Below are 25,552 nucleotides of genomic sequence, written 5' to 3'. Positions count from 1 at the left end.
AGATAGGAATCCTGAGGGGCTACGCATGGTTTTCGCTGTTATTTTCCGAGTCAGGCGGTAGTGCCGGCGGCCGGTCGATAGACCAGGGACGCGCAGCGCAATGCGGGGTCTTGCAGGGTAAGGGTCAGCACCGGATGTTCGGCCTGCATACAGGCTTCACCGGCGATGGCCAAGCTCAGCAAGGAGGCGGCCACGCCGGTATGGCCACAGGCCACGCCCACCGCGTGGCAGTCCTTGCTGGCATCCAGGTGTTCAAACAATTGCGACGTCACGCCCAAGGCTTCCAACGGGCGGCTGCCGCGATGATCGGCGTCGCTGACCACATGCACGACGCTGTCCGGCGCAACGGCCGCGCGCTGCAACAGGTCGCGCGCCAGCTCGGCCAGCGCGGGCTCCGGCAACGCGCCCCGGGCGTCGGCGGGCTTCTGGCGTTGGATCAAGGGGGACAGGGCGACGCGCAAGTCGGTGGACGCGGAAGAAAGGGCCGTCGCAGCGGCGTTCGATGCGGCTGCCCCTGGGGCGGCCACACCCGCGCGGGCATCCACCAAGCTCAGCAGCAAGCCGGCAGCCGCCTCGCCCGGCACGCGGCCCTGCGGATTGGCGTGCGTCAGCAGCGTGGCGTCCGCGTCCCATTGCGCCACCTGATCCTGATCGATGTAGCCGTCACCGGCCAGCACAATGCGCCACGTCGGGGCGGCGTTGGTGCCGGCGGGCTGTGACGCCAATTCACGCAGCAGTGTCTCGGTGGCCATCACGTCGTGCGCGGCATGTTCCGTGGCGCTGACGCGGCTATCGGGCCAGACGCCCGCTGCCGCCAGCACTTCGGCGCGCGCGCGCTCGCGCGCGGGCTGCGACCAGGTCGCGGGCAGCAGGATGTCAAAGCGCAACAACGGCCAGTCTTCGTCGCGCTCTGGCACATCCAGTTCGGTGACGCGACGATGCGCTTCGTTGGTAAGCGTGGACGCGACATCAACCAGCAAGGCCGTTGCACGCAGGCCCGCCGTGGCCAACGCGTCGGCGGGCGCGCCGCGTTCGCGTGCGGCGGCGTACAGCTCAACGTCGTCCAACGGCGGCACGCGCGCTGCAAAGACCGGGAAACCCTGCAAGGTTTTCAGTTCGGGATCCAGCTCGGGGCGCTGTTGTTCGATCAGCGCCTCGGCAATCGATGCGGCATCCGGCCCGGCCCCCGCGCGCGCCGCGAACGCAACGACGCGCAGTTCGGCCCGAGCCGCCGGCGCCGCCTTGGCGGCCGGCGCAGAGGCCACCGGTTGCGGCTTGGGCGCACGCGCCGCGCGCACGATGCGCGCGCCCAGCCACAGCGCGCCCAACAGCGCCAGCGGCAGCGCAAACAAATACAGCCCGATGTCCACGCCGGTCGGCAGCGTGCGCGACTCTTGCCACCAGATGATGACGGCCAGCCACACCACCGCGAACAGCGCCAGAACCAGCAAGCCTTTTTTCAGCAAACGTGCCATGTGCGCCCGGTCAGAGAAATGGTGTTGTTGTTATCGGGGCGCCCGCGCGCGCCTTGCAGAGCGTTGCCTTCATTTCGCCGCGTCTCCCGCGCGCTGCTTGGCGCCGGGCCGACGCAGCTCTACGTGACCGAAGTCCATCATCTTCCAGCGGCCGCCCCAGGTCAGGCCGACGAGCTCGGCGGTCTGGCCGAACAGCTCGTAGCCGCGCATGGCCCATGGGTCTTTTTCCGAAATGACGATCTTGCCGTCGCGATAGAACGCGCTGTCGGCGGCCAGGCCAAATTGGTGATAGCTCTGGAACGCGCCCGCGTTGGTCACGTGCGTGCCCATGCCCGCCAGTTCGTCCTGCCGCTGCGGGCTGCGATAGCCCTCGATCAGCGCCATCTCGTAGCCGTGCTGCTCGCGCATGATGCGATATGCCAGCAGCAGACGCTGGCGGAAATCCGCATCCAGCAGATCCCAATTGCGGCTTGCGCCACCCAGCTTCGGGCGCACCAGTTCCACCTCGCGCGTGGTGAACGCTTCGGGCGGCAAGGGCGCCGGCGGGGCCAACCTTTCGCCTTCCAGCAAGGCCTGAATCCGGCGGTCCGGACCGGTCATTTGAGGGCTGTAAATGAATGTGTGATTGTGTCGCATGAGGAAAGCGAAAAGTGACGGCAGCAACACAATTGCAAGGCCGATTGCCACTTGCCAGCGATGCCGCGAAACCCATCCCGCTGACGTTTTCACCCCGCTGTGCAGGGCCCCGGCAGTGCCGCCCACCGCACCGCCCGCCTGGCTTGCGCCACGCGTTGCGCCGCGTGCCACGCCCTGTGCGCACGCGCGCAAACCCCGCACCGCGCCTTGGCGCAGTGCAGGGAAAAACAGGAGAGCGGAAACGCCCACCGCCAGCAAAAAATACAGGGGCAGTAGCAGTAACAAGATCAGTCCCTCATGCGGAAGGCGTCATCTTTTGTTCTATTCGTGCGGGAGGCAAGCGATCCGGCGTTGCAAACCGCGTCGGACCCTTAGAAATCGTAACAAGAATCGATGTTCCAAATGAGGTGTTCGGGTATTCTCGACGGGCTTGGTTACAGGGGGGCTGCACACGCCTCCTGCTGACACGGGAACCCGCATGGCAGAAGACGAAAAAGAAGCTCGCCCTACGATGACCGCGCCGAGTCTGCTCAGCGGTTCCACAGCCGCGCGAGGCGAGGCCGAGTCCACACGAATACTGGCGGCGCTGGAAGGGCGCGCGCCCGAAGCCGAGGTCAAGCACCTGGCCGCGCGGCGCGACCCGCGCGCCCGTCGCTGGCTTGCGCTGGCGTTGCTGTTGGCGTTGTTGGCCGGTGGCATCACGTGGTTCATTCACGAAGACCCGACCGGCGCAATGCAGGCCCGGACGCCCGGCGCGGCGGGATTGGCGGCTGATGCTTCGCAGCCGAATCGGTCCGCGTCCACAACAGCATCGGGAACGGCGACGGGAAACCCGTCCGCAGCCGCGCCCGCGCCGCAGGCCAACGCGATGCAAGACGCGTCGGACAAGCCGCCCGCGGTAGCCGCCATCATCGATGAATCCCCGCCCGCGCGGGATGCGGATGTGGGCCGTGGCGAACCCGAGCCATCGCGCGAACCCAACAACCCTTTGTCCGTGCTGGCGATGACGCCGCCGGCCACCGCGGCCCCTGCCGCCACCGCACCCGGGCCCACGCGCCAGGCGGCGGAACAACGCGCGCGCGAAGCCGTGGTCCCGCATAACAATGCCCCGCGCGCCGTCAAACCCGCCGCCGCGCCGCGCAAGGCCGCACAGCCGTCCGACACTGACGCGGCGCTGTTGTCCGCACTGATGAATTACGGCCTGCCGCCCGCGTCTCCGCCCGGCGCGCGCGTCTATAAATCCGATGGCATTTTCATGCGCGAGATGCCGGGCTCGCCGTTGTCCGAACGCTTGAAGGAATGCCGCAAGCTCAGTTTCTTTGAAGGCGAACAATGCCGCCTGCGCGTGTGCGCCGGCCAATGGGGCACGGCCGCTGAATGCCCGACGCCGCAAGCCAACGTCGAACCCTGAATGCGCAACGCCCCACTCCGGCTTTTATCGCCCCTGTCCCCCCGCGAGGTTTTTGCTCCATGGCTGTGAACGCAAGCAACGGCGGTGCCAGCGCCCCATCCCGGCTGTATCGCCTGGATGGCGAGGGCGCGATCGCGTCCCTGCAAGTGGAAGGCTGGGTGGCGCGTGAAGGCCTGTCGGATTTGAGCGAAGCGCGCATCGTCGCGCTGGCCGACGACGCTTCGCTGGATCTTAACGACATGGTGTCGCGGCCCGCCACGCTGTGGGCCACGCGCGCCGATGGCAGCGAGATTGGCCGCAGCGGCGTCGTGCGTGCCGCCGAGATGCTGGGTGGCAACGCGGGCAAGGCGCGCTATCGCATCACGCTGGCGCCCTGGCTATGGCTGGCCACGCAGCGGCGCGCCAGCCGCATCTATGAAAACCAGCCCGTGCTGGAAATCGTGCGGCATCTGCTGGACAGCTACGAGGGCTACACCTACAAGCTTGCCGACGACGTCGAGCGCCACCTTGCCGACCTGCCCACGCGGCCTTACACCACGCAATATCGCGAGACCGACTACGCCTTTCTGTCGCGCCTGCTGACGGAATCCGGCTTGGGCTGGACCACCGTCGAGGACGCGGCCGCGCCCTCGCGCCATGCCGTCTTGATCTTTGCTGACAGCCGCACGTTGCCGGAAGACGAAGAGTCCTTGAGCGGCGGCGTGCGCTTTCAACGCGCGCATGCCACCGAGACGCGCGACGGTGTGCAGGCCCTGGCGCGCAGGCAGCGGCGCGCGGTGGAACGCGTCACCGTTCTTGGCTGGCACGACAGCGGCAAGCACGCCATCACGGGCCAGGCGCTGGCCGGGCCGGCCAGCGGGTCCGACGACGAAGCCGCCGGGCTGGAATGGTTCGAGCCCCTGGGCCATGGCGGCCTGTTGAACCAGGCGCACGCGCAGTTTCAGGCCACGCTATTGATGCAGGCCGCGCAGGCGCGCGCCGAAACCTTCGTCGGGCGTGGCAACGTGCGCACATTCCGGTCGGGCACTCGCTTCACGCTGCAAGACATGTCACCGTTGGGACCCAAGGGCGAAGCCGGCTTCGAACCCGTGTTCGCGTTGGACCGCATCGAACACGTCGGCGTCAACAACCTGCCGGGTCAGGCCGACGCCAACTTGTCCGGCCAGATGGGCGCGCTGGACGACTTCCTGTGCTTTGACGACGAAGACGCCGCGCTGAATAACGACGCAGACGATCAGCGTGCCTATCACTACGACCCGGCCGAGGACGACTCTGCCTACCCCACTGACGACGCATTGATCGGCGTCGGCCGGCCCGACGCCGCCGTGTTGGCGCGGGCGCATGAAGTGGGCTACGCCAACCGCTTTTGCGCTGTGCGCTGCGACCGCCCCTGGCGCGCCTTGCCGGCCGCCGCGCGCGGTGCCCGATTGGCCGGCGCGCCGTCGGCCGTGGGCGTGCACACGGCGATTGTCACCAACGCCGAAGGGGCCACCGAGGCCAGCGGCGAAGACGAAATCCACCGCAACGCGCGGGGCGACGTGCGCGTGCGCTTTCATTGGCAGGCCGACGGCCAGGGTCTGGCGAAAAGCCGTTGGGCACGCGTGGCGCAGCGCCAGGCGGGCGCGGGCATGGGCATGAGCTTCGTGCCGCGTATCGGGCAGGAAGTGCTGGTGCGCTTTCTGGACGAAGACATCGACCAGCCCCTGGTCGTCGGTGCGCTTTACAACGGGCGCGGCGAGGGCGGCATACCGGCTACGCCAGGCGGCAAGTCCGGCGAGCCCATGAACACCGAGGTGTACGCGGCGGCCATCGACGGCAAGCCCAGCGCGCAGGCCAACCTGGCCAGCGGCAATGCTCCCGCCTGGCACGGCGCGGCGGCGGGCGACGAACAGCATCGCAATGCGGCCGCGTTAAGCGGCTTCAAGAGCAAGGAATTTGGCGGCGACGGCTACAACCAGATCGTCTTCGACGACAGCGACGGCCAGCTGCGCATGCAGATCAAGTCCACCCAGTCGGCCAGCGAACTGAACCTGGGCCATCTGATCCACCAGGCAGGCAACTATCGCGGCAACGTGCGCGGCGTGGGCGCGGAATTGCGCACCGATGCGTTCGGCGCGCTGCGGGGCGGCGCGGGCGTGTTGCTGACCACCTACGCGGCCGGCGGCGGCGAACCGGCAGGCGACGCGGCGGCGCCCCTGGCGCTGGCCGGGCAGGCCGACATCATGGCGCAGTCGTTTGACGGCGTGATCGGCGCGCATCAGGGCGTGCGCCTGGCTTCGGCACGCGGCACCACGTCAACAGGCGCCAGCCGACTGGACGGTGAACGCGCGCCCCTGGCCGCGATGACGCGCGCCGTCTCCGGCACCGTGGACGGCCAGGCGATCAGCGGCGCGGCGGGCGATGCCTCTGCCAAGCACACGGAAGTGGTCGACGGCAAGGTCCCGCACCTGACCGACCCGCTGGTGCTGATGGCGGGCCGCGCGGGGCTGACGCAAGCGGCCGGACGCAACGTGCAGATATCGGCCGGCGAACTGGTGCACTGGTCATCGGGGCTGGACCACAACCTGGCCGTCATCGGCTCGCTGCGCGTGCATACCGGCCAGGCGCTGGGCATCGTGGCCGGCGTGCAGAAGGGCGGCGCCGAATCCGGCCTGGACCTGATTGCCGGCACGGGCGAAGTCGACGTGATGTCGCAGCACGACGTGCTGACCGTGCAGGCGCAGCAGGACCTGCGCATGGTCAGCGCCAACGCCGGCATCGAATACGCATCGCCCAAGCGCATCCGCATCGCCAACGCGGCGGGCGCCAGCATCGTCATCGAAGGCGGCAACATCACCGTCACCGCGCCGGGCCGTATCGACGTCAAGACCGGCAACAAACAGTTCGCCGGCCCCACCCAGATGCCGTATCCCTTTCCGCAGTTCACGGTATGCAAAAGCTGCGTGCTGGACGCCCAGGACAGCGTGCAATCCATTACCGAAAAGGCGTGACGGCGATGGCTTATTCCTGGCAGCAGGCGCTGCTTTCGACCTTCGCGCAATTGCCCCATCACCGCGGGCCCTATGGCGAAGCCGCGCGCGCGTATGTGATCGTGGATTTTCGGGGCCACCCCGATCTGCTGGCGCGCATCAGTGCCACCGAAGACCTGAGTTTTGGCTCGATCTGGGCGCAAACCGGGCTGGACATTTATGGCGACGTGGCGCCACTGCTGATTGAAGTGGACGGCGCATCGCAAGGCGTGCTGCGCGGGCCACGCCGGCCTGATTTCAGTACGCCGCTCGTGCGCGTGTTGAACGCCCTGCACGAACGCAGCGGGGGCCGCTACGCAATGATGAGCTTCGCGTCCGCCGTGCCCCTGGAAAAACTGATCGCGCATTTCGGACGGTTTTGCGACTACGCCTTGCCCGACGATACCGAGTTCTTCCTGCACTGGTACGACACGCGCATCCTGGCGCGCGCCCTGCAAGTCTGGACCGCCGAACAACGCACCTGCTTCGCCTCGCCGCTGATCACCTTGCGCTACGCGCTGCGCGATGGCTCGCAGGCCGAGCTGTCGGGCACCGGCAGGCTGCCCGCAAACCCGCCCGACGGCATCCAACGCTTCACGCCCGAGCAGCACCAGATGCTGTTCGACCTGGACTACCCAGACAAACTCGCGGTTCAGCTACGCCGCCTGTATCCCGGCCTGCTGCCCGGCGACCCGGATCAGGACGCGCTGGTGCCGCGCGTGCAAGTGCAGTTGGAACGCGCGCGCGCACACGGCGTGGCGGGCGACAAGGACATGTTCGATTATGTGGCGTGGGGCGTATCGATATCCCCGCGCTTTGATGAGCATTCGCTGATCCGTGCGGGCTTGCAGGGGTATCAGCCCGGTGACGACGGCGCGCTGGCAAAGGCGCTGGCGGGCGTGCCGGACGCGGTGTGGGACGAGGTGCAGGCCTTGCATTGGGCTGGTCAGGATGGGCCTTCAGGAGAGATGAATGCGTAAGGGATTGATCGCCGCGCTGTTGTGGCTGGGCATGCTGGCGGGTTGCAATAGCGAGCCGGTCTACCAAGGCGTCAGTTTCATCGCCTATAACTACACGCCGTGGAATATCCGCAGCATCAGCGTCAAGGACAAGGGCGAAGGCGTGGCGTCGACGATGCAGGTCAGCCCGGGCGGCGGCGAGGGCTCGGTTACCTGCTGCTTCACGCTCAAGGGCACCGATTTCACGGTGGACTGGCGCGGCGTTGATGCCGAGTTGCTGCGCAAGCATTTGCATGATGGCAAGGCCGACTCGCTCTATTTCGATCGGCAGGGCGCCATCAAATTTCCGGCCGCCGAGATCCCGGCGGGGGAGGGTCCGCTGTATCTGGAGCTGCACATCTATCCCGACGAACACATGGAACTGGCGCTAAGCCGCAAGCTGCTGGGCCAGACGCGGATTCCCATTGTCGATACCGTGGACTGGCTATGGCGCGAGCATCGCGCATCGCTTGGCGCTTACCGCAGCGACGCCGAACTGCTGCGCGCGACGGCGAAGGCGTTGCAGCCGGCATGGAATAAATACCGTATTGAAGACAAGCAAGATCTGCGTCAATACATGTTGCTGTACTTCACGGTGGCGTCGAACTTCGATTCGGATGCACAGGTGAAGGCGATTCTGGACAAGCCGGGTCGCGCGCCGGGCGACTTCGCCCGGGAAGTCGCGGCGTTGCCGCAAGCAAAGCTGGAGCAGATCAAAGCCATGGGCGCCCCGGCGGGAGATAAAAATGTCTGACGCGCAATCCAGTGACTTGCCGCCGGAGAACCGTACGCCGGCATCGGTGCTGAAGGCAATGGCCCAGAACGAGGCGGCGTACCCCAAGGACGACTGCAATGAATGCGGTGCGGTCCTGCGGATGGGGTTCTTTTTTGATGGTTTCGGCCGTAGCCGCGACGAAGATGCCAAGCACCCCACGTACTATTCGAACATCTGCCGCTTGTGGGAAGCGCACTATGTCCAGAGCGATCCCGGCCGCCCTGAAAAACACCACTGGTTTCGGTTTTACTACTCGGGCCTGGGCACCGATCTGAATGCCGACGCGGAAAACGACGACATGATTTATGCCGCCGCGAAGGCGGGCATGAAAGCCGCTGGCAACGCGCAAAAGGCGATATCGGCCAACGTCGGCAATGTCTTGCGCACGGACGAGATTCCGAACCATAAGCTCACCGGGCGCCTGACGGCCGCCGTGAAGAAGTCGCTGCGTGAGTCCTCGTATCAGCCCATGGTCAAGGCGTACAAGGACGTCGTGAAAGATGTGCGGACGCTGCCCGAAAAGGCGGTCCGGATCTGGAATGCGTGGGACCCCGAGCGCGTGGTGAACCGTGCGCGCGCAACCGTTCGCGGCTTCTGGGCCGGCTTCAAGAAAAATCCCCTGAAGGTCGCCTGGACGGCCGGCAAGGAAGCCGCCAAGTCAACCATGATGGAAACGGTGCCGATCATCCGCGATCAGGAAACGGTGGCCTACCTGATGGGCACGGGCGTAGACGTGCGCGTGGACTCGGCATTGCGCCAGTTCAAGGCGGCCTATGACGCCGTGAGCGAAGGGCAGAATGTGCGCCGCATTGAAATCACCGTGTTCGGGGCGGACCGGGGCGGAGTGGTCGCCCGCCAGTTCGTGAATGACCTGGTCAAGAAGTACCGCCGTCGTCACGATGCCGACCTGGCGGTGATTGGCGACCGAACGAAGAACAAGTCAGATGCCGATATCCAGATCCGCTTCATGGGCTTGCTGGATTCGGTCGCGTCCATCATGGACGAAAACACGTTCCTGGGCTTTTTGCCCGTCACGGACCTTATCAAGCAGACGCACAAGGACAGGACGTTGACGGTGCCAGCCGCCGTGCAGACGTGCGTGCATTTCGCGGCCGCGCATGAGCTGCGCCGCAATCAGCGCATGGACAGCCTGGAAAAGACGCGCGGCCTGCAGTATCTGTATCCCGGGTCCAGTGGCGACGTGACGGGCGTCAGTCCGCCCGGGTCGCTGAATGCGCGCGTAGAGCTGTCGCGCGTGGCGCTGCGCGACATGATGAACCAGGCGCTGTCTCACGGCGCGGCCTTTCACAGCATGGAAAGGCTGGCCGACCTGAAGCCCGATACCTATTTGCAGTTTTCGCTGTCCGAACCGATTGTGGATGGCAGTACGAAGAACCAGATTCTGGATCTGGTCAAAGCGTATCGCGAGGTCGTCAAGTACGAGCCGGGCATAGACTTCATGCCGCATATGGAGGCATTCCTGCGCTGGCTGGCCGTGCGTTACCAGGACCCCACGTTTCGCGCCGAACTGTCGGACCCGGCTGAGGCGTGGATCAAGGACCGGGATTACTTCACGCCGGAACAGGAATACAACGAAGAACTGCGACGCGTGTCGACATTGCCCGCCGAGGAACGCAACAAGCCGGAGAATACGGCCCGCCTGCGCGAGCTGGAGGCGCTTAAGAATGAGCGTTGGGAACGCGCCTCGGCAAGCCGTGGCGAATTGCCTCCGCAACGTTTCAAGCCGCTGTGGGAACGCCTGGAAGAGGAATACAAGAGCCTGGAGCACGCGGAACAGCAGGATGCCGATACCGCGCAGCGCCGCGCGGACCTGGAGCGTAATAGCCCGCAGGTGCTGCGCACCATGGAGCTGATGGACAAGGACATGCGCGACCGCGAGAACATGCGCAATGAACTGATCAAGCGCGGCGGCGGCACGCCGGAAAAGGCAGCCGACCCCATGGCCGACATCAAGGCCGAGCGCGCGGTTCAGCAACGCCTGCTGACTGCCTGGCGCGAGGCGCGCGACGGCAAAACGCAATTGCCCCCGAAAGTCATGACCTTGTTCGACTGGCTGGTGCACGATGCCATGTTGAGCAGTTGGCCCGATCACCTGTTGGCCAGCACCACGATGTACTTCCGTGTTCGCGATAAGGATGTATTCGCCAAGACCGACGCCAAGGCCGAAATGTCGCAGCGAGCCAAGGACATGCGCAACGCGGAAAAGGTCGAGGCCCAGGCCGCCCGGGCAGAGCAGAACATTCAACAGATGACACCGGTGCGGCCGTGACGCGGCGAATGAAGGACGCGCGTAGCGCCTTCGATGCCGCTACTTCTTCCCCGCTTCGACCGCTATCGTCACCGTATTCGACTTCACGTTCTCTGCCTCGATATACACCTCGTACGTCGCGGGGGTGGCGGGCAGGTGCAGCACGCCCGCCATATCCGTGGTGAAGCGCGTTTCCACGGTCATGCCGGGCGGCAGCGGAATCTTGGGCGGGGCCGCGCCTTCGCTGGGGTCCACCGACACGTTGGGCAGCTTGGGCCGCACGTAGTTGAACGCGATGCCGCGATAGACCTTGCCGGTGCGCGTGTCCACCGCCACGAAACGCGGTAGCTGCGGCTCGTCTACCACGGGCAGGATGCCGCGCGCGCAGATGGGAATGGTCAGCGTGCTGCCGTCGCGGATCGTGACGCGGGTGGGCGCGGCGATGCGCATCTGCGCGTCGTAGCCTTGCAGCGGCGGCATGCAGGCGTGTTCCTTTTGCGAGTGCGAGGGCACTGAGGCAAAGGTGGCGGGTTCAATCCAATCGGTCGTCATGATGGGCATGTCGGTTTTCTAAAAAGGGCCGGCGTCAGAACGTCGTCCAGCCTTCGGAGCAGTCGACCTTGCGCACGGCCTTGCTGCAACTGGGGCAGAAATGAATGTTCGCGCAGGTGATGCCGTACATCACGCACTGCCCGATCTCCTCGCCGTACTCGCCATTCTGGTCCGGCAGGCCGTAATAGCAGTGCCCCCCCGCGTTGTAGTAGAAGTGCGGCGGAGGGTCCAGCTTTGAATCGTCGGCGGACTCGTCCTGGTTGCGCAGGCCGGGCCAGTCGGGGCCGCTGGGCACCATGCCCAGCAAGTGGCCCATTTCGTGGGCAAGGGTCTCGGTCAGGTAGGCCTGCGAGTTGGGTTCGTAGGGGTCCAGCGTCGAGACGAACAGCAGGTTGGAACCCGTGATGGCAAGCCCGGCGTAGCTGGCGGCCACGGTGTTGAACTGGATGTTCAGCATGCCGGTCAGCGGCGTGGGCGATATGCGGGTCAGGTCCACGGACACCGACCAGACCGACCCATTGCTTTCGCGGATCGGGGTGATCAGGTGGCGCGGAATCGGAATGGACCGCTCGGCGCCGGAGGCATCCGTGTGGATGTAGCGCGCGTGCACCAGCCAGTCGTCGCTGGCGTCGAATTCGTACCAGAGGCTGGAGCGGCTGCGGTCGTCGTTGACGATGGGCACCGTCATGACGCGTCCGCCGGGGCCGGCGGGCACCGGCAGCCGCATGTCGCCGCTGATGCCCGGGGCGGCCAGGCGGTCAACGTGGCAAACGACCAGCGTATAGGGTTCGCGCTGCTTGCCAGGGGACGGGGTGTAGACCGCGCGCACGGCGTCCATGATGGCTTGCTGCGACTCGACGGTGTCGGCGGCGTCAACCGCCGAGCGGCCCCGGAATTGCAGGCGCGGAAGCTGAATCATGTCGATGCCGTGCCGTGCGAATTCCGCGGTGACGGGCGTGACGTCGGCCAGGTGGCCGGCCGGATGCGCGCTGATGCACATGACCTCCTGGATGTACAGGCGGCGCACGGTTTCAACGCGTTCGGTCTTGATCAATTGCCCGCGTTCGTCGCGCACTTCGAACAGGTACAGGTTCAGGCCGGCGGCGGGCAGCGTGATGTCGTCGACGATGCGGGTGCCGTCGGCGTTGGTGACGTAGCTGCGCGGGTTGCTGTGCGGTTCCTGATAGCTGGCGCGGCGGCCACGTTCGCGCGCGGAGTAGGGGATGTTGGCGGAGTCGGCCTTCACGGTGATGGTGAAGCGGTGCTGGCCGGGGCGATTGAATTCCACGTGGATGCGCGGGCGGTTCGATTGCCGTTCGGTGGTGGTCAGCGCGCTGCCGTCGTTCCAGCGTTCGGCAACCTGTTCCAGGTTCACGTATTGCAGGCGCGCGCCGTCCTGGCGGGCGCGGTAGGCGGACACGCCGGGCACCGCGCGGCCGGAGCCGTCGGCGGGCGGCGCGCCGCCGGGCAGGTTGGTGCCCTGGGTGCGCGCCACGGGGCCCAGGCCGACCGAGTCAAGCACGTCGCGCGCGATCTGCGGCAGCGGGGACTCGGCCACGCCGGGTATCTTCATCAGCACCTCGGCCACCTTGGGCAGCGTCTCGGTGGCCAAGGTGGGCGATTGCAGGATGGCGCCGATCACGCTGGGCACCGACGACGATGACAGGCCCGGCATGCTGAGGATGGCGCCCGCCACCGACGGGATGTTGGCTTGCTTGACGTCGGGCAACGTGAACAGCGTGTCAACGGCCGAACTCAAGGCCGCCATGCGGTCGCCGCCGGCGTTCAGCGCCTGCGTCATGACCGGCACGATGGCCGCGCCCACGTTGGCGCTGACGCCGCCTGCCGCGAAGGTGGAAGCGCTGGACAGCGCAGTGGACGCGGCGCTGGCTTGCTGCGCAAAGGTCGCCAGCCCGCCGCCGGCCGCAACGGCGCCGAAGCCTACTGCGCCGGAACTGCCGGCGCTGGAAGCGGCGGCGGACGCGCCCGCACCCGCGCCTGCGGCGGCGGACAGGTCAGTGGCGCTGGTGGCGGGCGTGCTGTCGGACATGCCCGCCGCGCGCGCGGTGGCGCTACCCAGGTTCGCATCCGGCGTGGCAGGTGCCGCGGTGGCTGCCGTGCCGGCCGATGCCGGTGGCGTTGCGGCGGGGGCTTTGCCCAAGGGCGCGCTGCCGGCGGGCGAAGCCGATGTGGGAGTGGACGCGCCGTTGGCCGAGGCGGCGCCGGCCGTTGTCGTCGCGCCGCCCGATGCGCCGCCGGCCGTTGTCGTCGCGCCGCCAGATGGGCCGCCGGCCGTTGTTGTCGCGCCGCCCGATGGGCCGCCGGCTGTTGTTGTCGCGCCGCCCGATGGGCCGCCGGCCGCATGGGCTGGCGCGCTGGTCGAAGTGCCGGCGCTGGCGCTGGAAGCAGCGTCCGCCGAGGGGGTCGCCGGTGCACCAGCCACAGTAGCTGCGTTCGCGGTACCGCCGACGGTGCCGGTCGAGCTAGCGTCCGCTGCGGAGGGCGCCGTGTTGACGCCCGCGCCTGCCGACGCCGCAGAGCCGGACTCGCTTCCCGCGACGCTGGCGACGGACGAGTCCCCGGCGGCGGTCGTCGCGGTGACGCTTGCCGGGGTTGCTCCGGCTGCGCTTGTCGCTACGTCAGGTGAGGCTGCGGCAGGCGCGGCGGCGGAGGTCGCAGCGCTGCCGGCGGAGCCCGTCGCGGCGCTGGTCGCTGCCGTAGTCGAGCCAGCCGCGCTGCCGCCGGAGCCTCCCAGGCCCGCTGCCGCGCCTGCGCCGATGCCGCCTGCGCCTGCGCCGATCCCGCCAACGCCGGATGTCGCGCTGGCCCCCGCTGATGAGGGGTTGCTGGGGAAGGTCAAGCCGCCTTCACCCGAGCCGCCCGGCAGGCCCGCGCCCTGCGGCAGGGTGCTTTGCGAGGCAGGGACGAAGCCAGGCGTTTGCGTGGGGATGCCGGCGGCCACGGCAGGGCCGTCGCCAGACAGGCCGCCCGTCGCCGGCAGGGTGTCGCTGGATGCGGTCAACGCGCCGCCGTCCGGGGCTGCAACGCCAGCGGCATGGGCGGAGACGTTTGCAGAGACGTCGGCGGGGACGTTAGCGGAGACGTTAGCGGGAACCTCAGCGGGCATACCAGCGGGGACGTTAGCGGGAACCTCAGCGGACATACCAGCGGGGATACCGGAGGAGATGTCGGCCGAAGGTCCCGTTGCCGAACCTGCGTGGCCGGTGCTCGTTAATTGCGCAAGCTGGTCGCCTTGCGTCACGGTCCCGGCAGAGGACGGCGATGCGCCGTTCACGGCGCCGGGCCAGCTGAATCCTTGCATGGCGCCAGAGGACTGCGGAACGACGGTGGCCAGCGTAGCCGGGTCAGACAGCGCGCCGCCAGCAACGGCTGCCGAAGATGCTGCGGCAGCCGTATTGCCGGCCGCGTTTGCGGCGCCGGCCAGCAGCGTGCCCGCGCTGGCGGTCACGGTCGCGAGCAGCGTAGCGTTCGGCAAAGTCGACGTGTCGCGCGTGTCGCGTGGGTGCGCGGATGCTGTGACTGAGGCCGCGCCTTGTTGGCCGGGAGACACGGACGCAGCGAAAGAGGGCGACGATTGCGTCCCCACTGCGGCGGACGCGGAGGCGGAGGCGGGCGCGGAGGTGGGCGACGATTGCGTTGTTGCCGCTGCGGACGCGGAAGTGCGCGACGACTGCGTGGTTGCCGCGGCGGTCCCGAAGCTGGGCGATGGCTGCGTTGTTGCGGCGGCCGATGTCTCGTCGACCCGCTTCCGCCGGTCGACGTCGGCGCTTGTCTGGGCGAGGTGGGTGTCGGGCGCGGCGGACCCCGGCGGCAGATCCGTCGTCAGCGGCGAAGCTCCGTCCGCCGCCGTGGTCGACGCGCGGGCGGCGGTTGCGGCCACCGATGCAACTCCGGAACCCGCCAGCGCGCCGACTTGCGATGCTGCGTGGGCGGATGCTGCCGCTAAGGTCGCGGGGGGAGTGGATGCGCTGTTGATAGATGCCGCGTTAGAAGGGGCGGCGTTAGGTGCGGCGACGTTAGAAGCGGCGGCGTGAGAAGAGCCGACGTGAGAAGAGTCGACGTTAGAAGAGGCGGCGTGAGAGGAGGCGGCGTTATACGCGTCGCCAGAGGAGACTGCCCCGCTGTAGGCCGCGTTCACGGAGGTCGCGGCGGTCGCGGCGGTCATGCCGTGGCCTGTCGCGATGGATGGTGGCGACGACGTGGCGGCGCCGGTGAAGTCGCCGGCTGCCGGTCCGGCTTGCACTGACGCGGCCGACACAACGTCGCCCGGCAACGCGATGCTTTCCGTGGACGCCGATACGAGAGCCGCCGAAGCCGGCGACACGGCAACGTCCGCCGTGGGAGATACGAAAGTGTCTGAAGCGCCTGCAACCGCGGACGAGTCGAATGAAGGCGTCGTCGACGCTACCGAAGCGGCGAATGACGAAGCACCGGTAGCCGCCCCAGCTGCCGCAATCGAGGCGGCGCCAGAAGACGCGCCGCCCGATATGACCGCGGACGCACTCGCAGCCGTAATCGAAGGCGTGGCCGACGCAGCACCGACAGCAGCGAACGAAGGCGCGACCGTCGACGCACCGGCAGCAGCAATCGAAGGCGCGACCGTCGACGCACCGGCAGCGGCGATCGAAGGCGCGACCGTCGACGCACCAGCAGCGGTAATCGAAGGCGCGACCGTGGATGCGCTTGCGACGGCAATCGAAGGGGCGGCCGACGGGCCGGCCGCATCGGCAACAGAAGGCGCCCCAGTGTTCGCGATCAGGGAATCGCTGGCGGGCGCATCGGGTGTTGCGACAGCAGACGGGGCCGACGTCGCAACGGACGAGGTACCGGTTGCGTTGACGGGTGCCGTACCTGCGGCGGAAGCGCTGGACACGGGTGTGCCCGTGCCGGCAGTTGGCGGGGCAGACGCTACGACGCCAGCTGGACCGGAGGCGCTGGTCGCGCCGCCTGCGTCGGCGGTCGCGGTAGCGTTCGCAGCCGTCGACGCTGCACCTGTCGTTGGCGCGGGCGCGACCGACACGCTGCTGTTTGCGACCGGCGCTGCGCCAGCGCCAGCACTAGCACTAGCACTAGCACTAGCACCAGCAACAGTTCCACCGCCCGCACCAGCACCAGCCCCAGCCCCAGCCCCAGCCCCAGCCCCAGCCCCAGCCCCAGCCCCAGCCCCGTCGGGCGATGCCGATGCGTCAGGCGATGCGCTCGCAACCGCAGGCGAGGGCGCACCGGAGGGATTCGCAGCGGAACTCGCGGCAGATGCTTGTGGCGCAGACGCTGTACCGGCAGTTGCCGCGCTTGGCGTACCAGTCGCCGCCGGCGTGGCGCTTGCCACGGACGTCGCTCCCGCCCCCGATCCCACGCCCGCGAACGTCGCCGCTCCGGAAATCATTCCCGACGCGCCTTCCGGCGCGACGGAAGCCAGCATGTCCGTCGCGGCGGGCAATGCCGCCGAAGGGTCCTTGATGAAAGCCGCCGCTTGCGACACGGTGCCCGCTGCCGACGCGGCGGAATCGATCATGCCGCTGGCGCCCGGGGCCACCGAGCCCAGCATGCCCGACGCGGCGGGCAGTGCCGACATGGGGTTTGCGACCATGGCCTTTGCCTGCGCGACCATGCCTTGCGCTTGCGAGACCATGCCCATGGTGTTCTTGGCGGTGTTCAGCAGCCCGCCCATCGCGGGGCTGGTGTTGCCCAGCAGGCCCGGGGCGGCGGACAGCGCGCCCATCGGGTTCTTGGCAAGCCCTGCCAGCGTGTTGGCCTGGCCGGCAAGCTGCGACAGCTTGGAGGCGGCGCCTGCCGCCGTCTGGCCCAGGCTGGCCAGGCCGCTGGGCATGGCGTCGCCCAGCGCGCCCAGCCCGGTCCCGGCGCCGGCTCCCGCCGCGCCGCCGAAACCGGCCATCAGTCCGGACGCGGCTTTCTTGACGGCGGACGCCATGGCGCCGTCCTTGTGCACCAGTTCGGCGCTGACGATCAGAGGATCGTCGACCGTGGTGCTGGGCAAGGCCGGCAAGTTGGCGGCGTCGCTGCCGGGGCCCACGAAATTGTGCGTGGCGCCCTTGACCGAGAACAGGCCCGGTCCCTTGAACACAATGTCGGCCCCGTCCAGCGTTACGCTGCCGCCCGCGGCTTGCAGGGTCACGCGCTGGTTGCCCAGGATCTCGATGCCTTCGGCCGACGACGTCACGGTGATGTCCTGGCCCGCCAGCGCTTCCAGGATGTCGGTATGTGCGTGCAGCGACACTGGCGCTTGCGCCGAAATGGCGCGGATGGGGCCTTGCTGCGCGAACACGCTGGCCGAGCGCGCGGACACCGCCGAATACGTTTGCTGCGCGGACACGTGCGCGTCCGATTGCGCGGTGGCGTGCAGGTGCTTGCCCGCATGCAGCACGGCACTGGCCGGCGTGGCCAGGTTCAGGGAATTGGGGGAATCGATCAGCAGGTGGGGGCCGTTGATGCGTTCGACGGCGGCCGAATCCGTGCGCTGGCCGTTGGCCGCCTTGCCGGCGGCCTGGCCGTTGATCTGGGCAGCATAGCGGCCGTCCTGCTCCGGGTCCAGCGTCGCCAGCAGTTCGTCATAGCCGTCGGCCGCCGCCATCGTGCGCGCCTGATGCTGGCCAGCGCTGTCGTTCAAACGGCGCGATGCGTCTTGCGCGCCACGCAGCAACAGCAAGGCCTCCTGCGCATCCGCCTGCGTGGACTTGGCTTGTTCGCGCGCGGTGGCCGACACCAGCATGCCCTGGCCCGACCGCACGACCGTCCATGCGTCCGAACGCAGTTCAAAGCCCGTGCCGCGCCATTGGCCCCGGTTGGCGTCGTCCAGGTCCTGTTCGACCAGATGGCCCAGGCCCAGCTGCGTGGCGGCGGTCGAGCTGGCCAGCCGCGTGCGCAGCTTGCCGCGCGTGTCGTCAAACACCCACTGGTTGCGGCCCGCGCCGTCCAGGCCGTGGCTATGCCAGCCGCTCAGTACGCCGGCGTGATTCGCTTCGGCGTTCTCGCCGGCGGACCAGGGCGGCAGGTCCGCGTCGTTATAAAGCTGACCGGCAACCACGGGCCTGTCGATATCGCCATCGATAAATTCCACGATGACTTCCGTGCCGCCTCGGGGCAAATGATGCGCACCCCAGTTGGGGCCCGCTTGCGCGCTGGCTACGCGCAGCCACGTGCCCGAGCGGTCGTCGCCCGGCGCGTTGCCGCTGGCGTCGCCGTGCGTCTTGTGCGGCAGGCCACCGGTGACGGGCTTGTCGCCGCGCTGCCAGGGAAACTGCACTTTCACGCGCAGGTCGCGGTCGGACGTGATGGGGGCGTCGCCGGCGCTGACCACCACCGCCACCAGGCCTTCGGGCGCGGTCGGGCGCGGGCGCCACGCGGGCATCAGCGCGGCCGCCTCGGGCTGCGCGGTGAAGCGGTTGCGATAGGTGCCGCGTTCCATGTCGGCGCTGCTTGCCACCGGGGTGGCCTGTGCCTCCAGGTTGTTGGTGGCTTCGTGCACTACCTCCAGCACCACGTAACGGTTGCCGCCCAGCTCATCCACCGCTTGCCCGCCGCCGCCCTCGGCATAGCGTTCGTGCTGCGTCATGGCGAACAAGCGCCCGGGGGCCAGCGACCGCGCCGTGCCCGCGCCTTTGAAGCGGACGATGCGCGATTCGTGGGCGCGCAACGAACGCGCGGCGCTTTGTTCGGCGGCGTCGTCGTCGGCGTAGCGGCCATGGCCGGCGTAGTCGTAATCCTCAAGCACGGGCAAGGCTTCCACCTGCACCGACGAGCGGCTTTGCGCGGCATGCGCGGTCAGTGTGCGTTCGTTCCAGGCGGCGCGCGCCACGGCGTTCGGGCGCACGGACTGGGCCGCTGAGAAATGCGTGATGCTGTCGCGGGTTTCGGTGGCGTCGCTGCGATGAAAACGCAGGGGCGAGGCCGGGTCTTCGGGCCGCGCCGCGCCCGCATCGAAGATCACGACGCGATGGCGTGCTCCGCCGCCGGCCGCCTGGCCGTCGTCCTGTTGGTGCTCGAAGCGATACGACAGGCCTGCCTCGGCCAGGATGCGCTGCACGAATTGCAGGTCCGATTCGCGGTACTGCGTGCAAGCCGCGCGCGCGGGTAGTGCCTCGGTGACTTCAAACGCAAAGGCCGCCTGGGGATAATCCGCAAAGATGTCGCTGACGATGTCCTGCACGGACTGATCTTGGTAGATGAAGCTGTCGCGGCGCAGCGCCAGCGCGGCCATCCATGGCGCGGCGTGCAAGCGGTAGCGGGCCAGACCGCCATCGGCGCCCAGCGCGTCCACGCCTTCGACCACGGCATGCCAGCGGCGCATCGACCCATCCGCCTGCAACAGGCTGACGGTGATTTCCTTGCCCAGCAGGCCGCTTACATCGAGCTCGGCGCTAGCGGCCAGGCAGTCCAGCGTCAACGCGAACAGGCGCGACACGCCTTCGCGCAGCGTCATCCGTTCGGGCACCAATTCGGCGTCCAGCGGCGTGCTGACGCGCAGCATGCGCGCCTGTTGCGACAAGGTGGCGATGTTCATCGACGAGTAGGCCGAGGCGCTCGACGGGTTCGAAGGCGTAGCGTTCATGGCAGCGAAATGGTCAGGTGCGCGGCGCGCGGACCCAGCTTGACGATGTCGTGGTACGGCGCCATCGCCGTCTGCATTTCGGAATTCAGAAAGTGGCCCATGCCCAGGAATGCCAGCAGGCCCAGCAGCGCAAACACCGCCATGATCGACCATAGCGGCACGTCGCGCTTGAGCGTGTGGGCAATCTTGTCGGGCAGTTGCCAATGCGGCGCAAAGCCGGTGCGCTTGCCGCGCAGCAGGGCAATCTCATCACCCAGCCGCGCGGTCAGGTAGCCCAGTTTTTCCTGGCCTTCGATCAGGTATTTGCCCTGGAAGCCCAGCAGCAGGCACATGTAGTAGATCTCAAGCGATTGCAGGCGAGGCGCGCCTTGCGCACGCAGGTCTTCCAGACGTGCAAAAAAATTCTCGCCCGCCAGCTGCTCGCCGAACAGCGTCAGTTGCAGCGGTTGCAACATCCAGGCGTCACGAATCGCGAAGCCGGAATTCAACACGGTTTCATCGACGGCGGCGCAAAAGGCGTACTTGGTCGCGTAGACGTCTTCGGCCGGAATATCCAGCTTCTTGGCGGCGCGTTCGTAGTCCGCCAGAAACTGCTGCACGCGCGCCGAGAAGGCGGCGGCGTCGGTCGGTTCCTGGCCGCTCTTGACCAGGAACAACATCAGGAAGCCGTCGTACAACAGGTCCAGCAATGACTTGGCGGGGCGGCTGGCATGGAAGTCGGCGGCGCGCTGAGGCAGCGTCGCGCCGGACATCAGGGAAGGGGCGTCGGCGGTCATGGCACGGTTCCTGTCAGCGGGTGACTGCGATCAAATCCAACTTCAGTTCGGGAATGCCTGCGGGGGCGTAGATGGCAATGCTGCGTGCTTGCAGCATGCGGTCATAGAGCGAGCCGCGCGCCTGTAGCGCGAAATACACCGCGCCCGGTTTCACGGGCACGGCCGGCGGCACCTGCGGCGTATAGGTCAGCGGCACGCCGGGCATGGCGGACAGCACTAGCTTGTCGACGTCTTCGGGGGCGCCCACCTTGAAGCGCATCGGCACGCTTTCTGACAGCTCGCGGGCCGGCATGGCGGCCTCCACCGACAGATAGAGCGACGTGGTCTCGTCGAGCTTTTCGGAATCCAGCCGGCCCATGTGGAACGAGGGCCGCAGCTCTTCCAGCACGATGGAAAAGTAGCGCGTCGAGATCACCGTTTCCAGCAGGTCGCGCAGGATTTCGTCCATGCGCGCAAACGCCGGGCCAGGCGCATCGTGGCGGTACACGGGCAGGTCGGCCAGCGTGTGCACCTTCGAAAATGTCATCAACGCGCCCGCCAGCCGCGCCAGTTCCTGGAACAGGCGTTCGGGGTGCAACTGCGGGTGGTGGAACAAGTGCGACAGCGTGGCGTAGGCTTCGTTGGCCGTGTGCAGCAGCCAGAATGATGCAACATCGCCCGAGCGGAATTCAATGATGTTCTTGCTGGGCTCGCGATGAAAGCCGTACAGCGCATTGACCTTGGCTTGCAACGCGTCCAGCAGCCGGCGCAGCTGTTCGTGCAGCGCGCCCGAAGCCGTCAGCGACAGGCTGGGGGCGATGAAGGAATTGTCCAGCTCGTAACCGGCGCTGGCCGTGCGGCGCACGCGGGCCACCGGAATCGCCAACAGTTCGTCGCGCGGTTCAAACTCCGAAATCAGCCGCACGTCCTTGCGCAGGAATGTCAGCTCGGCCGTGGTTGCGCCGGTGTACAGATCGGGCGCGGGGGCGTTGTCGTGCGTGTAGCGGGTATCGAAATTGCCGGCGGTCTGGCCGTCGCGATAATTGCCCCCAATCGCCTTGAGCGGGTGGATGGCCAGATAGAAAACCGCTTCGCTCACGCCATCCAGCGCCGTCAGCGCCACGGGCGGGGGCAGCTCGTCGCCATGCGGTGCGTTGTAGAGTTCGCCGTCGGGAAACACGGCCGTCATTTCAATGGCGCGCAGCATGCCGTTGGCCAGTGCCGACGCATCGAAACGCGCGGATCGCAGCCCCCATGCATAGGGATGCAGGGCGCGGGCCATCTCGGCCAAGCGGTCCTCGTGATACGCGTCCTGCCGCTGAAAATGTTGCGGCCGGAGGAACAGGCCCTCGCCCCACAGGACTTTGGCTGAATAACTCAAGTTGGCGCTCCTTGTCTTTCTATCTCTATATATAGAAGGCGGGCAATCGCGCGGCGCGCGTCAACCAGGACACTGCACGCCGGACAGGCGCGCGGGGTCGTAGCTGGGTATGCCTGCCGGCAACGTGGGTTTGCCCGTGGCCACCGTCAGCGCGCAAGCGTGCGCGCCCAGAACAATGCCGCTGTCTTTCACGTCGTCGACTTTGAATACGTACTTCCAACGCATCGGCGCCGGCGCATAGAACAGGCCGGCGACTGCGATGTACTCCGCTTGCTTGGGGACTTTTTCAATGCTCTCGATGCGCTGTCCCGGCGTGAGCGGGAGCTCGCGTGAACCCAGCACGGTTTCCCCCAGCGTGGCTTTCTCTTGCGCAGTGTCTATCAATTGCGTAAGCGGCGCACGTTGGAATTGCTCAGGATTCTTCAGGTAGTATATTTTTGTAACTACGGCCATCGCTTGCCCCGCGCCGGCGTTCAAATTTTCTCCCGCATGAATCGCTAATTTCACTTCCACGGGCGCGTTTTCCTGCTTTTTCAGGCCCGCCATCTCCATCGCATTCCCGGTCAAACCAGCCACCGCGCCGATGGCCGAAACCGCTGCACATCCAGTGATGGCGGTGCTTGCCAGCATGCATGCTGCCGCTGCGAACAAACGTGATAAATGGATATGTTTGGACATGGCCCTTTATACCGGAACTGTGTGAAGCAATACAGATCGCGACACGTTGCGTGCAGTTTCGACGCAAGTAACATGAAGTCACGCGCTGTAGCGCCGCGCTAACAAAAGGTTGTTGAAATACGGCCCCTAGTTACAACCCCTGCTAGGTGCTTAAACATGCCCTTTTCCCGCCTCGTCGTAGTCGCCGGCGTCGTCGCTTTGATGGCCGGTTGTACGTCGGTAAAACCGCAGTCGGAAGCGGAATACAAACAGTCCATGGCCGCCGCGGAAAAGACGCTGGCGCAGAAGGGCGCGGAGCAGGCCGTCGCGCAATTCGAAGAAATCGCCCAGCGCAATCCGACGCAGGGCGAGCCGTGGTCCTACATCGCGAAAATTCGTTTTGACGAACAGAAATATGGCCAGGCCATCGTGGCTGCCGATGAAACGTTAAGCCGCAACCCTGACGACTTCGTGGCCAAGACCGTGCGCGCCGTGGGCGGGCTGCGCGTGGCAATGCAGTCGCTGGCCGATCTGCGTGCCGACGCCTTGCTGGCTGGCAATGCCCGCGCCGACGCCGTGGCGCTGGCCGCCTCGATGCGCGAGACCTTGGGTCAGGACGTGTTGTTCCCGGAAGGCCGCCGCCCGCCGCCGCCGCGCCCGCGTCAGCCGCGCAAGGTAGATCCGACTGCGCCCGCAGCCGGTACGCCCGCAGCCGGTACGCCCGCAGCCGGTACGCCCGCCGCCGGTACGCCCGCCGCCGGTATGCCCGCAGCCGGTATGCCCGCGTCCCAAGCCGCATCGTCTGGCGCCGCGCCCGCTGCACAACCCGCCGCGCAGCCCAGCCGCCAGCCCGCCACGCAAACACCTACTCCTACGCCTGCCCAGCAGCCCAACCGCGCGCCAAATCCGTTCGGCGACCTGCTTACCAAGTAAACGCCTCATCGTGCGCCGCGCCCTGCGGCTTACGGCTGACCGATAGACACGATCCTTTGCACGGAGCCTTCCATGGCCAAGAAAGAAAGCGTTCAGAAACGACTGCAGAAAGTCCGTCCGCCGCGCGTTCAGCTCACGTATGACGTTGAGAAGGGCGACGCCATCGAACAGAAGGAACTTCCGTTCGTGGTCGGCGTAGTGGGGGATTTCAGCGCGCAGTCCGAAGCCGAACTGCCGCGTTTGAAAGACCGCAAGTTCGTCAACATCGACGTCGACAATTTCGACGACGTGATGCGTGGCCTGGAGCCGCGCGCCGCCTACCGGGTCAAGAACAGCCTGACCGAGGAAGGCGGCACGTTTGGCGTGGACCTGAAGTTCCGTTCCATCGAGGACTTCCGCCCCGAAGCCGTCGTGCAGCAGGTGGACCCGCTGCGCGAGCTGCTGGATATCCGTACCAAGCTGGCCGACCTGCGCAACAAGCTTGCCGGTAACGACAAGCTGGAGGACCTGCTGGGCGAAGTGCTGACCAGCACCGAAAAACTGCAACAGCTGACCAGCGAGACCGACAAGGGAGGCCGCAATGAGTAATTCCGCCGCCGCACAGAACACCGCCACCGCCGCCGCTTCCGCCGACGGCCAGAGCGGCCTGCTGGACCAGATCGTCGAGCAAAGCCGCGTCGCCAAGTCCACCGCCGAACACGACCGCGCCAAGGACATCATCGGCGAGCTGGTGCGCGAAGTGATGAAGGGCACCGTGGTCGTCTCCGACAACCTGTCGGCCATGCTGGACGCGCGCGTTGCCGAGCTTGATCGACTGATCTCGGCCCAGCTTAGCGAGGTGATGCACGCCCCGGAATTCCAGAAGCTGGAAAGCACCTGGCGCGGCCTGCACTACCTTTGCCAAGAGACCGACACCAGCCCGATGCTGAAGATCAAGGTCCTGAACACCACCAAGCGTGATCTGGTTCGCGACTTCCAGACTGCGATCGACTTTGATCAAAGTCTGATGTTCAAGAAGGTCTACGAAGAAGAATTCGGCACCTTCGGCGGCGCGCCCTTTGGCGCCCTGCTGGGCAACTTCGAAATCACGCGCCAGCCCGAGGACATGTACTTCATCGAGCAGATGTCGCACGTGGCCGCGGCCTCGCACGCGCCCTTCATCGCGTCGGCCTCGCCCGAGCTGCTGGGGCTGGACAGCTTTGCCGACCTGGGTCGCCCGCGCGATCTGGCCAAGGTGTTCGACACGGTGGAATACACCAAGTGGCGCAGCTTCCGCGATTCGGAAGATTCGCGTTACGTTGGCCTGACCATGCCGCGCTTTCTGGGGCGCTTGCCGTACGACCCCGTGGAAGGCACCACCGTCGAAGGCTTCAACTTTGTGGAAGACGTGGACGGCACCGACCATTCCAAGTACCTGTGGTGCAACGCCGCCTGGGCGTTCGGTGCGCGCCTGACGGCCGCATTCGCGGACTTCGGCTGGTGCGCCGCCATCCGTGGCGTCGAGGGCGGTGGCCTGGTCGAGAACCTGCCGACCCACACCTTCAAGACGGACGACGGCGAAATCGCGCTGAAGTGCCCGACGGAAATCGCCATCACCGACCGCCGCGAAAAGGAACTGAGCGATCAGGGCCTGATCCCGCTGGTGCATTGCAAGAACTCGGACTATGCGGCGTTCTTCGGCGCGCAGTCGGTGCAGAAGGCAAAGAAATACAACACGGACAGCGCCAACGCCAACGCGGTGTTGTCGGCGCAGCTGCAATACATCTTCTCGGTATCGCGCGTGGCGCATTACCTGAAGGCGATGATGCGCGACAAGATCGGCAGCTTTGCGTCGGCGCAGTCCGTAGAGAGTTTCCTGAATCGTTGGGTGTCGCAGTACGTGCTGCTGGACGACAACGCGACGCAGGAACAAAAAGCGCAGTTCCCGCTGCGCGAAGCCTCGGTGCAGGTGGCCGAGGTTCCTGGACGTCCTGGCGTCTTCCGGGCCGTGGCGTTTTTGCGGCCGCATTTCCAGCTTGACGAACTCTCGATCTCGTTGCGTCTGGTCGCCGAATTGCCGGCGCAGGCTCAGAAATCCTGATCGTCGTTGCACTGACAACTCATCCATTCAAA

Annotated in this window: 15 protein-coding genes; 8 read left to right on the top strand and 7 right to left on the bottom strand. The window is 66.8% G+C overall.

Features of this window, described 5'->3' with window-relative positions; translation table 11 throughout:
- Window positions 1–50 precede the first annotated feature (50 nt).
- Both V6F88_RS24960 and V6F88_RS24955 read right to left on the bottom strand, forming a co-directional pair.
- Entirely contained in the window at window positions 51–1,475 is a 1,425-nt protein-coding gene (locus tag V6F88_RS24960; RefSeq protein WP_332612945.1) for a hypothetical protein, read from the bottom strand.
- Between the two features lie 69 nt (window positions 1,476–1,544).
- On the bottom strand, window positions 1,545–2,396 hold the full coding sequence (locus tag V6F88_RS24955; protein WP_442880390.1) for a M15 family metallopeptidase: 852 nt from the start codon (window positions 2,394–2,396) through the stop codon (window positions 1,545–1,547).
- A gap of 226 nt (window positions 2,397–2,622) precedes the next feature.
- Between V6F88_RS24955 and V6F88_RS24950 the strand changes: the two genes are divergently transcribed.
- Genes V6F88_RS24950 through V6F88_RS24930 form a run of 5 tightly spaced genes read left to right on the top strand, consistent with a single transcriptional unit; the run spans window position 2,623 to window position 10,593 of the window.
- Window positions 2,623–3,522 (top strand): hypothetical protein, encoded by a 900-nt coding sequence (locus V6F88_RS24950; protein WP_332612944.1) that lies wholly within the window; start codon window positions 2,623–2,625, stop codon window positions 3,520–3,522.
- Between the two features lie 59 nt (window positions 3,523–3,581).
- On the top strand, window positions 3,582–6,512 hold the full coding sequence (locus V6F88_RS24945) for a type VI secretion system Vgr family protein (protein ID WP_332612942.1): 2,931 nt from the start codon (window positions 3,582–3,584) through the stop codon (window positions 6,510–6,512).
- A gap of 5 nt (window positions 6,513–6,517) precedes the next feature.
- A complete protein-coding gene (locus V6F88_RS24940; RefSeq protein WP_332612941.1) occupies window positions 6,518–7,510 on the top strand; it encodes a DUF4123 domain-containing protein in 993 nt (330 codons plus the stop codon).
- Entirely contained in the window at window positions 7,503–8,282 is a 780-nt protein-coding gene (locus tag V6F88_RS24935; protein ID WP_332612939.1) for a hypothetical protein, read from the top strand. Before V6F88_RS24940 ends, V6F88_RS24935 begins: the two co-directional genes overlap by 8 nt.
- Complete coding sequence (locus V6F88_RS24930) at window positions 8,275–10,593, top strand: phospholipase effector Tle1 domain-containing protein (RefSeq protein ID WP_332612937.1); 2,319 nt, start codon at window positions 8,275–8,277, stop codon at window positions 10,591–10,593. The genes V6F88_RS24935 and V6F88_RS24930 overlap by 8 nt, the downstream gene beginning before the upstream one ends.
- 39 nt (window positions 10,594–10,632) lie before the next feature.
- Here the strand turns inward: V6F88_RS24930 and V6F88_RS24925 are convergent, their stop codons facing one another.
- Genes V6F88_RS24925 through tssJ form a run of 5 tightly spaced genes read right to left on the bottom strand, consistent with a single transcriptional unit; the run spans window position 10,633 to window position 22,528 of the window.
- Complete coding sequence (locus tag V6F88_RS24925) at window positions 10,633–11,133, bottom strand: hypothetical protein (protein ID WP_332612935.1); 501 nt, start codon at window positions 11,131–11,133, stop codon at window positions 10,633–10,635.
- Window positions 11,134–11,158: 25 nt separating this feature from the next.
- A complete protein-coding gene (gene tssI, locus V6F88_RS24920) occupies window positions 11,159–19,714 on the bottom strand; it encodes a type VI secretion system tip protein TssI/VgrG (RefSeq protein WP_332612933.1) in 8,556 nt (2,851 codons plus the stop codon).
- Entirely contained in the window at window positions 19,711–20,490 is a 780-nt protein-coding gene (gene icmH, locus V6F88_RS24915) for a type IVB secretion system protein IcmH/DotU (RefSeq protein ID WP_052946138.1), read from the bottom strand. The genes tssI and icmH overlap by 4 nt, the downstream gene beginning before the upstream one ends.
- Window positions 20,491–20,503: 13 nt before the next feature.
- A complete protein-coding gene (tssK, locus tag V6F88_RS24910) occupies window positions 20,504–21,850 on the bottom strand; it encodes a type VI secretion system baseplate subunit TssK (RefSeq protein WP_332612931.1) in 1,347 nt (448 codons plus the stop codon).
- Window positions 21,851–21,910: 60 nt separating this feature from the next.
- Window positions 21,911–22,528 (bottom strand): type VI secretion system lipoprotein TssJ, encoded by a 618-nt coding sequence (tssJ, locus tag V6F88_RS24905; protein WP_332612929.1) that lies wholly within the window; start codon window positions 22,526–22,528, stop codon window positions 21,911–21,913.
- Window positions 22,529–22,684: 156 nt separating this feature from the next.
- Here tssJ and V6F88_RS24900 point away from each other — a divergent pair, with 156 nt between their 5' ends.
- The 3 genes from V6F88_RS24900 to tssC all read left to right on the top strand — a co-directional run bounded on the left by V6F88_RS24900 (window position 22,685) and on the right by tssC (window position 25,520).
- Window positions 22,685–23,440, top strand: coding sequence for a tetratricopeptide repeat protein (locus tag V6F88_RS24900; protein ID WP_332612927.1), 756 nt, complete (start codon window positions 22,685–22,687; stop codon window positions 23,438–23,440).
- 72 nt (window positions 23,441–23,512) lie between these two features.
- Complete coding sequence (tssB, locus tag V6F88_RS24895) at window positions 23,513–24,028, top strand: type VI secretion system contractile sheath small subunit (RefSeq protein ID WP_006226593.1); 516 nt, start codon at window positions 23,513–23,515, stop codon at window positions 24,026–24,028.
- Complete coding sequence (gene tssC, locus V6F88_RS24890) at window positions 24,021–25,520, top strand: type VI secretion system contractile sheath large subunit (RefSeq protein WP_332612924.1); 1,500 nt, start codon at window positions 24,021–24,023, stop codon at window positions 25,518–25,520. Before tssB ends, tssC begins: the two co-directional genes overlap by 8 nt.
- Window positions 25,521–25,552 lie beyond the last annotated feature (32 nt).

Source organism: Achromobacter sp. ESBL13 (assembly GCF_036668755.1).
GTDB lineage: Bacteria > Pseudomonadota > Gammaproteobacteria > Burkholderiales > Burkholderiaceae_B > Achromobacter.
This window is presented reverse-complemented; position numbering and strand designations above follow the sequence as displayed.

Coding starts and splice junctions, on each gene's coding strand:
- V6F88_RS24900 (WP_332612927.1), top strand. CDS start 22,685: ATGCCCTTTTCCCGCCTCGTCGTAGTCGCCGGCGTCGTCGCTTTGATG.
- V6F88_RS24925 (WP_332612935.1), bottom strand. CDS start 11,133: ATGCCCATCATGACGACCGATTGGATTGAACCCGCCACCTTTGCCTCA.
- V6F88_RS24935 (WP_332612939.1), top strand. CDS start 7,503: ATGCGTAAGGGATTGATCGCCGCGCTGTTGTGGCTGGGCATGCTGGCG.
- V6F88_RS24960 (WP_332612945.1), bottom strand. CDS start 1,475: ATGGCACGTTTGCTGAAAAAAGGCTTGCTGGTTCTGGCGCTGTTCGCG.
- V6F88_RS24930 (WP_332612937.1), top strand. CDS start 8,275: ATGTCTGACGCGCAATCCAGTGACTTGCCGCCGGAGAACCGTACGCCG.
- icmH (WP_052946138.1), bottom strand. CDS start 20,490: ATGACCGCCGACGCCCCTTCCCTGATGTCCGGCGCGACGCTGCCTCAG.
- tssC (WP_332612924.1), top strand. CDS start 24,021: ATGAGTAATTCCGCCGCCGCACAGAACACCGCCACCGCCGCCGCTTCC.
- tssB (WP_006226593.1), top strand. CDS start 23,513: ATGGCCAAGAAAGAAAGCGTTCAGAAACGACTGCAGAAAGTCCGTCCG.
- tssJ (WP_332612929.1), bottom strand. CDS start 22,528: ATGTCCAAACATATCCATTTATCACGTTTGTTCGCAGCGGCAGCATGC.
- V6F88_RS24945 (WP_332612942.1), top strand. CDS start 3,582: ATGGCTGTGAACGCAAGCAACGGCGGTGCCAGCGCCCCATCCCGGCTG.
- tssI (WP_332612933.1), bottom strand. CDS start 19,714: ATGAACGCTACGCCTTCGAACCCGTCGAGCGCCTCGGCCTACTCGTCG.
- V6F88_RS24950 (WP_332612944.1), top strand. CDS start 2,623: ATGACCGCGCCGAGTCTGCTCAGCGGTTCCACAGCCGCGCGAGGCGAG.
- V6F88_RS24940 (WP_332612941.1), top strand. CDS start 6,518: ATGGCTTATTCCTGGCAGCAGGCGCTGCTTTCGACCTTCGCGCAATTG.